The sequence below is a fragment of the Bombilactobacillus apium genome (genome assembly GCF_013385145.1).
In the GTDB taxonomy this organism is placed as follows: Bacteria; Bacillota; Bacilli; order Lactobacillales; family Lactobacillaceae; genus Bombilactobacillus; species Bombilactobacillus apium.
The window spans coordinates 38,170-50,439 of the sequence record NZ_JABZEC010000003.1 but is presented as its reverse complement, the minus strand read 5'-3'; the positions used below and the strand labels follow the sequence as shown (position 1 = coordinate 50,439).

General features: G+C 40.1%; 12 protein-coding genes and 1 pseudogene. 5 read left to right on the top strand and 8 right to left on the bottom strand.

The window, feature by feature from the left end; all coding sequences use genetic code 11:
- Position 1: 1 nt before the first annotated feature.
- Both HU830_RS03710 and HU830_RS03705 read right to left on the bottom strand, forming a co-directional pair.
- The gene (locus tag HU830_RS03710) at positions 2 to 853 is read right to left on the bottom strand and encodes an aldo/keto reductase (RefSeq protein WP_176942452.1); all 852 of its coding nucleotides are present in this window, start codon (positions 851 to 853) and stop codon (positions 2 to 4) included.
- 21 nt (positions 854 to 874) lie between these two features.
- Positions 875 to 1,345, bottom strand: a complete 471-nt coding sequence (locus HU830_RS03705) for a nucleoside 2-deoxyribosyltransferase (RefSeq protein WP_176942451.1) — start codon at positions 1,343 to 1,345, stop codon at positions 875 to 877.
- A gap of 45 nt (positions 1,346 to 1,390) precedes the next feature.
- Between HU830_RS03705 and HU830_RS03700 the strand changes: the two genes are divergently transcribed.
- From HU830_RS03700 to HU830_RS03690, 3 genes are all read left to right on the top strand, one after another.
- Complete coding sequence (locus tag HU830_RS03700) at positions 1,391 to 2,248, top strand: RluA family pseudouridine synthase (RefSeq protein ID WP_176942450.1); 858 nt, start codon at positions 1,391 to 1,393, stop codon at positions 2,246 to 2,248.
- Between the two features lie 340 nt (positions 2,249 to 2,588).
- Positions 2,589 to 3,950, top strand: a complete 1,362-nt coding sequence (locus HU830_RS03695; RefSeq protein WP_176942449.1) for a PTS sugar transporter subunit IIC — start codon at positions 2,589 to 2,591, stop codon at positions 3,948 to 3,950.
- Positions 3,951 to 4,151: 201 nt separating this feature from the next.
- Positions 4,152 to 4,586 (top strand): DUF3284 domain-containing protein, encoded by a 435-nt coding sequence (locus HU830_RS03690; RefSeq protein ID WP_176942448.1) that lies wholly within the window; start codon positions 4,152 to 4,154, stop codon positions 4,584 to 4,586.
- A gap of 78 nt (positions 4,587 to 4,664) precedes the next feature.
- Here HU830_RS03690 and HU830_RS03685 read toward each other — a convergent pair whose 3' ends face one another.
- Positions 4,665 to 5,288 (bottom strand): phosphatase PAP2 family protein, encoded by a 624-nt coding sequence (locus HU830_RS03685; RefSeq protein ID WP_176942447.1) that lies wholly within the window; start codon positions 5,286 to 5,288, stop codon positions 4,665 to 4,667.
- Positions 5,289 to 5,529: 241 nt separating this feature from the next.
- Here HU830_RS03685 and HU830_RS03680 point away from each other — a divergent pair, with 241 nt between their 5' ends.
- Positions 5,530 to 6,066, top strand: a complete 537-nt coding sequence (locus HU830_RS03680) for an ABC transporter ATP-binding protein (protein ID WP_228765776.1) — start codon at positions 5,530 to 5,532, stop codon at positions 6,064 to 6,066.
- Between the two features lie 3 nt (positions 6,067 to 6,069).
- Positions 6,070 to 6,780: pseudogene (locus HU830_RS03675) on the top strand (ABC transporter permease).
- Positions 6,781 to 7,190: 410 nt separating this feature from the next.
- Here HU830_RS03675 and HU830_RS03670 read toward each other — a convergent pair.
- The 5 genes from HU830_RS03670 to HU830_RS03650 form a co-directional block, all read right to left on the bottom strand.
- Positions 7,191 to 7,421 (bottom strand): hypothetical protein, encoded by a 231-nt coding sequence (locus HU830_RS03670; protein WP_176942446.1) that lies wholly within the window; start codon positions 7,419 to 7,421, stop codon positions 7,191 to 7,193.
- Between the two features lie 303 nt (positions 7,422 to 7,724).
- Positions 7,725 to 9,650 (bottom strand): FtsX-like permease family protein, encoded by a 1,926-nt coding sequence (locus HU830_RS03665; protein ID WP_176942445.1) that lies wholly within the window; start codon positions 9,648 to 9,650, stop codon positions 7,725 to 7,727.
- Positions 9,650 to 10,411, bottom strand: coding sequence for an ABC transporter ATP-binding protein (locus HU830_RS03660; RefSeq protein ID WP_176942444.1), 762 nt, complete (start codon positions 10,409 to 10,411; stop codon positions 9,650 to 9,652). Before HU830_RS03660 ends, HU830_RS03665 begins: the two co-directional genes overlap by 1 nt.
- Positions 10,412 to 10,483: 72 nt before the next feature.
- Complete coding sequence (locus HU830_RS03655; RefSeq protein ID WP_176942443.1) at positions 10,484 to 11,485, bottom strand: sensor histidine kinase; 1,002 nt, start codon at positions 11,483 to 11,485, stop codon at positions 10,484 to 10,486.
- The gene (locus HU830_RS03650) at positions 11,475 to 12,158 is read right to left on the bottom strand and encodes a response regulator transcription factor (protein WP_176942442.1); all 684 of its coding nucleotides are present in this window, start codon (positions 12,156 to 12,158) and stop codon (positions 11,475 to 11,477) included. The genes HU830_RS03655 and HU830_RS03650 overlap by 11 nt, the downstream gene beginning before the upstream one ends.
- Positions 12,159 to 12,270 lie beyond the last annotated feature (112 nt).

The following is a 12,270-nucleotide window of genomic DNA, read 5'->3' as shown; positions in this document are numbered from 1 at the left end:
TTTAGTAGGGGAGGGGACGATTGTGGAGCTCCTGTAAAAATTGGGGATCATCAGGCTTGACACCGTTGGGTTGATTTCGATCTAAATGACAGATCTGTTGCATTTCTTGTGGGGTCAGCTGGAAATCAAATAACTGGTAGTTTTCAATTAGCCGATCATGGTGAATTGATTTAGGAAAAATAATTGTTTGCCGTTGTAGATGCCAGCGCAAAATGATCTGAGGAACGCTCTTTTGATACTTTTCAGCCAGATCTTGTAATAAAGGTTCTTGGAGTAGTTCAGAGTTTCCTTGACCGAGTGGTCCCCAAGCTTCCCAAGCAATATTATTAGCTTCTAAATATTGTAAGAGGTCAGGGCGTTGTAAATAGGGATGTAATTCAATTTGGTCAATTACTGGATTAACCTTTTGAATCACCCGGAGATTTTCCAAGTGAGAAATAAGAAAGTTAGAAACCCCAATGGTGCGCACTTGACCAGTTTGAAAAAGTTTTTCCAAATCTAGCCAAGCTTGCTGATATCCGGGAGCTGGCCAGTGAATTAAATATAGATCCAAGTAATCTAAGCCGAGGCGCTTTAAGGAATCTTGGTAAGCTTTTTGGGGATCAGAGAATTGGCTGGGCCAAAGCTTGGAAGTCAGAAATAGTTCTTCACGCTGAATTCCGGCTTGGCGAATCGCTTCTCCTAACCACTTTTCGTTACCGTAGATTGCAGCTGTATCAAAATGCCGGTAGCCGATTTCTAGAGCCCATTGAAAAGCTTGTTTAAATTCTTTTGGGTCTTGCATTTTAAAAACACCCAAACCTAATTGGGGGATTTCAACTTGATTATTTAAAATTACTTTAGGTACGGTCATTGACTTATTGACCTCTTTCCTTTAAATAATTGGTCCTGAATATAGTCTAGTCGGAATGAGGTCAAAGTCAAAATCTTTTAATTCGTCTAAGTCCTGCAAATAAGTTTTGATGCTTTTAACTAGCATTAAATTTAGACCTTCTTTTTGGAGGTCATCTTCACAAAAGAGGACAATCGGCTTTTGAGCAGCATACATATAACCCATCTCCCAAGCGGTTCCGGTATCCGGAAGGATATTATCCCAAGCAACGACAATTAAATCGGCCAGTTGCATGGCTGTGATATCATTATTATAAGTTTCCGTAGCCCATTCATAACCTCCAAAAAGCCCTTCGGGATCGTGGTCGGCACTAATGCCTTTATACTGGTGATCGCGGGGACTATGCAAGTAATTAACTGTTGGATTGGCTTTCAGTTGAGCCTCAATGCGATCTAATAGTTGGTTTTGTTTTGGAGTGAAAAATCCTCCAGCAAGATAAATATTTTTCGACATTGTTTTACTCCTTTAAATAATTAATCAGAAAGTATGGATTGAAAATTGCAAATAACTTTAATTAACTCCCAGGCCCAAGCTTTAACTCTGAAGAAATTTTTGACCCAGCAGGGAATTAGTCACCGTTTTTACAAGCAACTCCGGCAGACTGCCACTCAGTTTCAAGTTGATGGTCAGCCATACCGACCGGCAAGCTTAATTGCTCCACAGGCCCAAGTTAGCTTCATTTTACCAACTGAAGCGGCTGATCCGCAAGTTGCAATCAGTGATCAGCCCGTGCAGGTCGTCTATGAAGATGAAAATTGGTTAGTCGTCAATAAACCCGTGGGTTTAAGTTCGGTTCCTGGGCCGAGTAATCGTCAAGACACTTTAGTCAACCGGATTAAGGGTCATTGGTTGGAATTACGATCAGAAAATTTAGTTCCGCATATTATTACCCGTTTGGATCGCGATACACAAGGTTTAGTTTTAGTTGCCCGCCACCGTTTGGCCAACAGTTGGGCCAATCAGCAATTAGCGCAAGGTCAGATTCAAAAATATTATTACGCCAGAGTGCAAGGTCAATTAGCATCAGATCATGGGGAAATTTCGGCGCCGATTGGTCGGGTAGGCGACCAAATTGCGCGTCAGGTAACCCCCACCGGGCAAAAAGCCTTAACTGAGTATTGGGTTCAAAGTCGAACTGCCCAGCAAACTTTAGTGCGAGTTCAGTTACATACTGGACGAACACACCAAATCCGGGTTCATTTTGCTTCAATCGGTCATCCCTTATTGGGTGATCGGTTATATGGTGGACCTCTAGATCAAGGTTTTGACCATCAAGCTTTACAGGCTTACTCCTTGAGTTTTGAGGATGAGTTTACCCAACAAAGACGCCAATTTGAATTGGCTCTAAATTTATAGGAAAGAAGATTAGGTAAGGGGTTTGAGAATTATGCCCCTAGACGTTGGCTAGTGACTTCTAAGATTAGGCGGAGAAACTTAAATTATTAGAATATGCTGGAATTGAAGGCCATTTACAAAATATTAAGATCGCTTTCATAAATTTTTATGAAAAATTAATGTGAAAACTCCTTTGGAAAATTCTAACCTGGAAAAGACTTGAGGAAAGACTTAAATCCTTAAAATAAAATTAATTTGCAATCGTTTTCTGCAATCGCTTTACAATTTAGACAATTATTGTATAATTGGAATATACCAATCAGTTGAGAGTTGAGACTGATAAATTTAAGGAGTGACACATATGAATGGTGTTATTAACTGGTTAAACAAGTATTTGGTACCAGTTGCAGTCAAAATTGGTTCAATTCGTTGGCTGGTAGCTTTGAGAGATGCTTTCATTGCTATTATGCCAGCAACGATGGCTGGATCAGTAGCGACCGTGCTGAATGCTTTATTGCGAGACATTCCAACAAAGTTTGGTTGGACCGGCTTTGTCGATGCAATGCAACCTGTAATTGCGGTCAATGGTCAAGTTTGGACCGGATCGTTGGCAGTTTTAGGTTTAATTTTTTCCTTTATGTTCGGTTACCAATTAGGTAAGGGATATAAAGCTGAACCAATCGCCGCTGGGATTGTGACTTTGGGAACTTTCTTAATGTCCTTACCACAGTCATTCAGTTTGACTTTAAGTAAAGCGCTAACATCGGGCGATGCCAAGATTTTGACTAAAGCTGGAGCCGTAGTTGACGGTAAAACCGTCACCGGATATGGTTATTTCAGTTTTAGTAATTATTTTGGCGCAAATGGCTTCTTTACTGTTATGATTATGGGTGGAATCGCGGCTTCGATCTACATCTACTTAATGCACAAAAACATTACTATCAAGATGCCTGATTCTGTCCCACCTGCAATCGCCGCCGCTTTTACCGGAATTATCCCGGCAACTGTTGCTTTGTATGTTTCCGGAATTATTACTTATCTCTTTAACACTTACGCTAAGTTAAGTGTGATTGAATTTATTTCGAAAACGATTCAAGATCCGTTGTTACACTTATCCCAAGGTTACGGAGCAGTCTTATTGATGACTGTCTTAGTCCAAGTCTTCTGGTTCTTCGGAATTCATGGAACTAACGTTTTAGGTCCAGTTTTGGACGCTATCTGGTTAACTGCCCAAATTGCTAATACCAATGCTTTCAATGCTGGCAAGGCTTTACCTTATACTTGGACCCGGAATGCCTTTGACTTGTATGCTTGGATTGGTGGGGCTGGTTCGACCTTACTTCTCTTAATTGCTATTTTAATCTTTAGTAAACGTGATGATCAGCGGGCAGTGGCGAAAGTAGCGATTGCTCCAGGATTTTTCAATGTTAATGAACCAGTAATGTTTGGTTTACCAGTTGTCCTTGATGCCATTTACTTTATTCCCTTTGTTTTGGCACCAGTGGTCATGGTTTCCATTGCCTACTTTGCCTTATCTGCTGGTTGGGTTTCCCCAATCAAGGCGCAAATTGTTTGGTCAATGCCACCGATCTTAAACTCCTTAGTCGGAACGATGGACTGGCGGGCTCCAATTTTACAGATTGTCAATGCAATTATTGGCTTCTTGATTTATGTACCATTTGTCAAGGCAGCTAATAAAGTTAATGTGAAAGATGTCCAGTAAAAGCCTATGAAATCGCAACAAAAGCGAAATCTCGTTGTCCTCACGGGAGGATTATTAATTATTATGCTCAGTCCATTTTTTCAGGCCTATTCAGCAGGGTTCTACTATACTTTTATGCTTGCAGGTTTAGTTCTCGCTGGAAGAGGTCTGTATGGATTGTACACAACTCGAAAACCCAAAAATCAAAAGAAGGATAAGTAGATGCAATTAGAATTTAATTTACCGCTTCCCGCTGATTATTTCTTTTCGCGCTTAATTGAATCTTCCATTTATGACTTAGAACAACAAACTCAAAAAAAGATTCTACCGCAACAATTACGAGGCTTTTCTTGTCAAAAGACTTTAAGTAATGGGGCAAAGAGTGTTTTTACGGTTACGGATTATCAACCGAATCAAAAATACGGCTATTCCTTGAAAACCGGGCGTAATTTATATCAGGTCTTGTATGAGGTAACTTCCATGGGTCCAGAAACAATGCTTTTTACTTACACAGAAGGATCCCAAGGACGATCAAATACGATTCAGGCTAACAATACGGTAACGCATTTTTTAATGGGGTGGTTTCGTAAACGGCGTTTTAAGAAAATGACGCGCCAAATTGTCGCTGATTATCAGGCTCAATCAGGACAAGAGTAACGTGCACATTAGGAGCCCTAAACAGTAAATCCCTCTCAGAATAAAATTCTGAGGGGGATTTTTGAGTTAAATTGAAGCTTAGAAAGAGGTCCGAAATTTCTTTCTTAAATAATTTCCCAAGAAAATGTAGGCGAGAGCTAAGAAAAATCCGGCTAAAACGTCCGAAGGAAAGTGATTATGGAGATAAACGCGGGAATAAGCTACAATAATAATCCCGATCAATCCCAGACTGCTGACCAGAAACCGTTTGGGGAACGTCGAAAGTCGCGGAAGCAGCAGCAAAATTAAAATAAGAATTAAAGTCGTGGTTCCAAAGGTATGCCCACTGGGAAAACTAAAGCCACTTGCGGCCATCAATTGTTGACTGGGGCGAGGGCGAGCGATGCTGTTTTTGATTAGAATCACGGCCAAAGCCCCCAAGGATTGAAAACTGGCAATTTCTAAACTCAAGATTCGTTGTTTTCGCAACCATAAATAAATACAGAGAAGAACTGTCAAGATAACAACCGATCTGGGACTACCAAGAAGAGAAATGGTTTGTAAGATAGCAGTTTTAAGGGGCGTAATGGTTTGGGTTGCCAGCTGTAAGCTATGGTCGTCGAAAGTTTGGAGCCCTGAAAACCGGTAAATGACGCCCAGCGCTAACAAGCCAAAGATGCTTAAGCAGCTGAGACCAGAAAAAAGAAGGGTTTTGCTTTTCATTAAAAAAGCCTCCGTAATTAGGATTAAAGTTTATCATTAATATTATAAACTGAAAATTGCCCAAGTTCGCGGAGATGATCAAATTAGTATTTTAGAAGTGGATGTTTTAAATTAAAAATAAAAAAGGATCAAAACTAATGACCGTCATTCTTACACTAAATCAAGTGGGATATCGGTTGAAGATAAGCAAATTCTTGAGAAGATTAATTTAAATGTTCCTGAAAATGCCTTCTTAACGCTTATGGGACCTTCGGGTTCAGGGAAAAGCACGCTCTTGCGGTTAATTGCCAGCTTGATTACCCCCACGACTGGAACTATTAAATATCAAGGACGTCCCCAAAGTCAATGGGCTAAGCCCCAGTATCGCCAAGCGGTTTCCTACTCTGTTCAACAACCAACTCTTTTTGGAGAAACGGTCCAAGATAATCTGGCCTTTCCCTTTATAATTCGCAATTTAGACTTTGATCGCTCCCGCGCCGAGTCGGCTTTAGATCAAGTCGATTTGGTTCCACAAAGGTTGAAGGCGACAATCAATTCGCTTTCCGGGGAAGAAAAACAAAGGGTGGCTCTAGTTCGTAACTTACTCTTTTTACCCCAAGTGCTCTTATTAGATGAAGTTACAACGAGATTAGATTCGGCGACCAAGTCCTGTATTCACAAGCTCTTAGCCCACTACCACGAGCAAGGATTGAACATTTTCTGGGTGACGCATGATGAAAGTGAAATTCAAGCTGCAGATCAGTTCCTGCTGATTAAAGTTGGTCATTTGGAGGCTTAAGAAGTGAAAAACCTAATTGTCACACCAACCGCCCTAATCATTAATTTACGAGAAAAAATTGGTCTGGAAAAAGATATGCTTGTTGGCGTCATCCAGACTTTAATCCAGTTAACCGTTGTTGGTTACGTCTTAACTTATATTATTAGGATCGATCGCCTTTGGTTAACGGGACTGTGGCCCTAATTATTTTTAATGCGGCTTTAAATGCGCGTAAACGGGCCAATGGCCTGGGCCATGTTTTTGGAATCAGTCTGCTGGCAATCTCTACGGCCACCGTCTTAACGATTGTTTTATTGTTTTGGATGCGAGCGGTGCGTTTTACTCCCAGTCAGATTATGCCAATTTCGGGAATGATTGCTTCCAATGTGATGGAGGCTATTGGCCTAGCTTATCGTAGTATGAATACTAATTTTCACGATCAACGATCGATAGTTTTGGAACAGTTGGCCTTGGGCGCTAATTTAAAACAGGCTTCTAGTCAAATTGTGCGCAAGGCGATTCGAACCGGAATGGCTCCAACTATCGATTCTGCAAAGACAGTGGGAATTGTCAGTTTACCGGGAATGACGTTAGGCTTAATTTTTGCGGGAGTAGATTCAACTAAAGCAATCATGTATCAAATCATGTGACTTTCATGTTATTAGCAGCGTCTTAGCTTGTTATTTGACTTATGCCCAGTTTTATAATTTCGATCTCCAGTTACGTGAGCGTTAGGAAAATAGTTTAAAAAATGACTAAAAAGATCGTGGTTCTTATTTTGAACTCAACCTTTATTTTAAATGTCAAGAATCTACTAAAACGGCTGCTAGCCATTTTAGTAGATTCTTTTTTAGGTAAGAGATATTTTTAATTATCCTAGTTGGTTGTGTCCTTAAGCTATTGAGTCACTAATTGTTGGACGGTAATAGATACATGGATAGATGTTTGGAATTTTTGCAGCGCATGATTTCTAGTGGTGGGATTCCCGCGCCCCTTGAATAAGGAATCTAAGGCAGTTAAGTTGCTAACGTATATTTGATTAAGATAGCTGCGGGGAACGATTCAGGCAACTTTGACATAACTTCCTTTGTGGTAAACCATGACTTAGGGGGTTTTAACCCCTGGATTGAGACCTGTAGTTAAGGTTAACTTGGTCCATTCGCTCCCCATGGCGTTGTCGCTAAACCAAGCAGTCCAATAGCCTTTATTCTTTTATTTTGGGGAGAAATTTCTTTTTCACCGGGTAATTTAGTGTAGTCCATCGTGTAGAACAAAAAGGGATTTACGCGGTCAATAGTCTCAATTCCTTTAGAATAACCCACAAATAAAACACCCAGGTTAATAATAACTAGGGCAATCAAGCCGCCTAAATCCAAGGTTCATCGCCGGTAGTTTTTTTTTGAGTTGCACATCGAAGCTCAAATCGTACTTCCTTCTAAATCATAATTAAGAATCTAGATTCATCCTAACAAGAATTACGGCTGCTAGTCACGTAAATATTGCTTGCGCAGGGATGTTATAGGGGAAAATAGGAAATTTGACCCAGCAAAAAATCTGTACAAAAATTAAATTTTCATACAGATCTCTTGAATCTTAGAGGGGATTATTTATCTTAGGTGCTGAGCTTATTAAATAGAAAAATTTTTCGGAAAGAAAATTTTTAGGGCGAGAGCAGGATTTTAATTAGCTGCTGGATTTTCAACAATCCGCCGATAAATGGTGGTGGTTGCTGAGTAAATCAGTAGATAGCTGATAATTAAGATGCCAATAGTAATTAGACTGACAGTTAACAAAATCTTCGAATCATACATAGAGAAGATCGTCAGAATGCTCTTAATTGCCGGCAAAGCAAAGATCAGATTGAGGATTGCCCCAATGATCGGCAGAGCGAAAACTGTTAAGATCTGACTTTGAATAGCCTTTTTGCTTTCTTTTTTACTTAAGCCAATTTTGGTCATAATCTGATAATGATTTCGGTCGGCGTATCCTTCGGAAACTTGTTTGTAGTAGATAATCATGGTTGTTGCGCAGATCATGACGATACTGATTAAAATACCCATAAATAGTAAGCTACCAAACACAGTTTTGAATAAATCGCCTAGAATGGGTTTGGCGGTAAAATTCCCGGGATCAATCTTGAGAGCCACTTGGATTGCTTGGGCAAATTGCTTTTGATGTTGTTGACTCCCGTGCGTATTAAAACCCTGAACGTAAAGGGAAGGTTGCGGATTAAGTTCTCGAGCAACTTTTTTATTGGCAGTGACAACGAAGATAGATTTATAGGTACTATTGCCGTAAACAAACCTTCCCTTAAATTCATGGATCGGTTTAACTTGATAGGTTTTTCCTTGCACCTTTAAAGAGTGTTGGGAATAATGACTTCCGGGAGCATACATTAAGATCTCGTTATCTTGGAGCTGATAGTTAGTCTTTTGTAAATGATTATATTGTTGGATATCTAAAGAGGATAGGGTGTATTCAGTTTTACCATTGAGTTTGGTCTTAAAATGATTACCGACTAAGTTCCCCATAACCGGAGTCGTTACCGTCACCGTTTGTGGTTGACTTATGCTAACTTGATAATGATCAGCAAATTTGTGAATAGTTTGTTGGTCGGCTTGTGAAAGCGGGGCCTTCGCGACAATTTGCACGTCTCTGGAACTCCAAAGATTGAGCAAGTCTTTTTGTCCGGCAACCAGCGATACGGAGGCAATTAAAGCGACCAGAATTGCAGTACATAATAAGCTGATTGAGGCCAGCCCGGCCCCGTTTTGTTTCATCCGGTAAAGTAGGTTGGAAACGGAAATAAAATGATTGGGTTGGTAATAATAGTTGCGCTTCTTTTTAAGAATTTTGAGTAGACTGATACTAGCTGTGATAAAGACTAAATATGAGCCGACAACCACCAAGATAATAGCAATTATAAACTGTCCGAAGGCAGTTACAGTTGGTTTAACTGTTGCCGAAATATAGTAACCGATCACCAAGATGACCAATCCCGAAAGAGCTAACAAAAAATGGGACCGGGGTTCTTTTTCGGGTTGGGAAGCTTGGGACCAGAGGTTAATCGGATTGACTTTTCTTAGACCCCAGAAATCAAAAAGAATAATCAAGATAAAGATTGCGGCAAAAATCGCAGCAACATAGATCAGGGGGAGCAAGGTGAAGTTTTGCTGGAGGGGAGTAGCTCCTAAAAGAGATTTTAAACTCATAAAAGCTAATTTAGAAAAGGTTATTCCGAAGATCCCGCCGATAATGAGGCAGATGAGATAAAATAAACTATTTTCTAGTAAAATAATTTGCCGCAGATGGCGTTTAGTCAGACCGAGCATGCTGTAAAGACCTAGCTCTTGAGTTCGTTGTTTACTCAGAAGACGTTCAGCATAAAATGTCGACAGAGCCGCAATTAGAATGACAAAAACTAAGCCTAGTCTTAAAACATAATTGGCTACAATTCCGTAAGGAGTATTTTTAATATTTGTGTTATAGATCATGGAGAGAAAGATATAAGTAATAATCACCCACATCGAGTTTGAAAAAATAAAAGGTAAACTTTGATTTTTTCTTTTGAGTAAATTATGCAAGGCAAGTTTTAGTTGAATCATTAGTCGACCTCCCTGTTATTTTCCAGAGCGGTCAAACTATCGTTAATTTTTTGCAGATACTGACTTTTGCTCTGGTTACCACGGTAAAGTTCGTTGTAAATTTTGCCATCTTTGATAAATAAAGTCCTTTGGGCGTAACTGGCCGCTTGGGCACTGTGGGTGACCATGAGAATTGTTTGCCCACGTTGATTAATTTGCTCAAAAGTACTAAGAATTTTTTCACTGTTATTCGAATCGAGGGCCCCAGTTGGTTCATCGGCCAACAATAGTTGCGGATTGACGATTAAGGCCCGAGCAATGGCGACCCGTTGTTTTTGACCACCGGAAACTTCTGAAGGTTGGCGATCCAAAAGTTGTTCAATTCCTAAGGCTTTACTGAGGGGTTTTAGTTGCTCCGCCATGAATTGAGGGGATTTCTTGGCGAGAACTAAGGGGAGATAAATGTTATCGCGGTTATTAAAAGTATCTAGCAAATTGAAACTCTGAAAGACAAATCCCAATTGCTCGCGCCGAAACTGAGAAGATTCATTTTCCGATAAACGACTGAGGTCAATGTCGTTCAGTTTAATTTCGCCGCTAGTCGGTTGGTCCAAGGTGGCAATGATATTTAATAAGGTGGATTTTCCTGAGCCAGATTCCCCCATGATGGCGACGTAATCGCCTTTTTCCACCGGAAAGCTGATATCTTTTAAGGCCTGAACCTCACTTTCACTGCCGGTTGCAAATACTTTTTTAATGTGTTTTAAATTTAATAAGCTCATTTTTTTCCTCCGCAAGATTACTTGATAAGGTTAGTATAAAAAGGATCCCGCGAGCTGGGTAGTTACAATGTGTTAAGGAATCTTACAATTTGTTATTTTGTGCGGATTGAACCTCAGCTTTACTTTTGTTCCCACGTTTTCGGTGGAGGAAATTTCAATTTTGATATCAAGGATTTTTGCAATTCTTTGCGTCATATATAGCCCCATCCCGGTGGCTTCTCCATGAGTGCGGCCGTTACTGCCGGTAAAGCCCGGTTCAAAAACGCGGGGAAGATCACTGGCGGCAATTCCGATTCCGTGGTCGGTAATCGTCAGGGTATCATCCCTAAATTCGATTTGAATCAAGCCCTTTTTCGACGAATACTTGACGGCATTGATCAGAACCTGCTCTAAAATAAAGGCCAGCCATTTGGCGTCCGTTAGTATTTTGACTGGCGAGTCAGCAATTTGTGGTCGAACTTTATGAGCTAAAAAGAAAGCAGCATTTTCTTGGATCACTCTTTTAAGACAAGGGAAGAGGTCAATCTTTTCGAAAACTAAGTCATGGTTAAAATCGTCCAAACGGTCGAAAGTTAGGAGCTGTTTGAGCTGATAATTAACTAATTCAATTTTCTCAGAAACTTCTTCGCTGGCGACAGTGGCATTATTTTCAGCAAGCATTAATAAAGAGGTGAGAGGAGTCTTCATTTCGTGGCTCCACAAAGTTAAGTAGTCTTCCCGATTTTTAAGAGCGGCTACTAATCTTTTATTTTCGGTTAACTTTTGTTGCATCACCTTTTGTAGGGCTTGAGCATACAAATGCCCATAGAAACCATGAAGTTGAATTTGTTGGAAATTACCTTCTTTAATCAGCCGCTTAATGGTTTGGGCTTGGCTGTACTTGGCCGAAACTTGAAAAATAATGACTATTAAAAACGGTAAGATCGTGTAGCGAATCAAATCAACAAGAATATTGAAGTTTATTTTGTAAAGAAGACAGATAAAACTAAAGAACAGTAAGAAGAAGAGATAAATAAGCAGATGGGGTCCTTCAGAAATAAGGGCTTTAAAAAGCAGTTTTAGTTTATTTTTCATCGGCTAATAACCTGTAACCTTTACCATACTCGGTGACAATTTGCCGGGCTAAACCGCACGGCCCCAGTTTGTCGCGCAGTCGGCTCAGGTTGACGTTTAAAATATTTTCATCAGTAAAATCGCCATTTTGCCAGATTGATTTGATGATTTTCTTTTTAGAAATCAGCTGATTAGGATTTAAAAATAAGAGGCGCAAAATAGTTCCTTCTGTAGCAGTTAATTTAACAGATCCTTGGGGAAACTGCAGTAGATTGGTAATGATATTTAAGGAGTATTCAGAAAAATTAATGGTTTCTGACAGATAATCGCTCGGCTGGGTTCGGCGTAAAATCGCCTGAATTTTGGAAACAAAAACAGCAATGGAAAAGGGTTTGGTTAGGTAATCATCGGCGCCAATAGATAGCGCGCGAATAGCGTTGGGATCCATTTCTGCGGCAGAAACAAACATGATCGGAACTTGGGAAAATTCTCGAATCTTCTGGGTCCAATAAAAACCGTCAAAAAAGGGCAAAGTGATATCCATGACCACTAGATCGGGGGATTTCTGTTGGATTTCCGCAGCAATGTTTTGAAAATCTTGGACCCCCGTGGTCTGGAACTTCCATTTTTTTAAAGATTGGGCCATCTCTTGGCGAATAGTTGGATCATCTTCGATCAAAAAGATTTTTTGCATTACTTTTTTCCTCCACTTACGAATCTTAGCTTAGATGATAAAATTCTTTGCTTAGCCGAATGTTAACTGGTGCTTGCCTAAAAAGGCGTGAAATTTGCTAGCGACCGGCAGT

Excerpts from the sequence above, each read along its gene's own strand:
- HU830_RS03650 (WP_176942442.1), bottom strand. The coding sequence starts at position 12,158 with ATGCAAAAAATCTTTTTGATCGAAGATGATCCAACTATTCGCCAAGAG.
- HU830_RS03660 (WP_176942444.1), bottom strand. The coding sequence starts at position 10,411 with ATGAGCTTATTAAATTTAAAACACATTAAAAAAGTATTTGCAACCGGC.
- HU830_RS03655 (WP_176942443.1), bottom strand. The coding sequence starts at position 11,485 with ATGAAAAATAAACTAAAACTGCTTTTTAAAGCCCTTATTTCTGAAGGA.
- HU830_RS03705 (WP_176942451.1), bottom strand. The coding sequence starts at position 1,345 with ATGTCGAAAAATATTTATCTTGCTGGAGGATTTTTCACTCCAAAACAA.
- HU830_RS03685 (WP_176942447.1), bottom strand. The coding sequence starts at position 5,288 with ATGAAAAGCAAAACCCTTCTTTTTTCTGGTCTCAGCTGCTTAAGCATC.
- HU830_RS03680 (WP_228765776.1), top strand. The coding sequence starts at position 5,530 with ATGGGACCTTCGGGTTCAGGGAAAAGCACGCTCTTGCGGTTAATTGCC.
- HU830_RS03710 (WP_176942452.1), bottom strand. The coding sequence starts at position 853 with ATGACCGTACCTAAAGTAATTTTAAATAATCAAGTTGAAATCCCCCAA.
- HU830_RS03690 (WP_176942448.1), top strand. The coding sequence starts at position 4,152 with ATGCAATTAGAATTTAATTTACCGCTTCCCGCTGATTATTTCTTTTCG.
- HU830_RS03665 (WP_176942445.1), bottom strand. The coding sequence starts at position 9,650 with ATGATTCAACTAAAACTTGCCTTGCATAATTTACTCAAAAGAAAAAAT.
- HU830_RS03695 (WP_176942449.1), top strand. The coding sequence starts at position 2,589 with ATGAATGGTGTTATTAACTGGTTAAACAAGTATTTGGTACCAGTTGCA.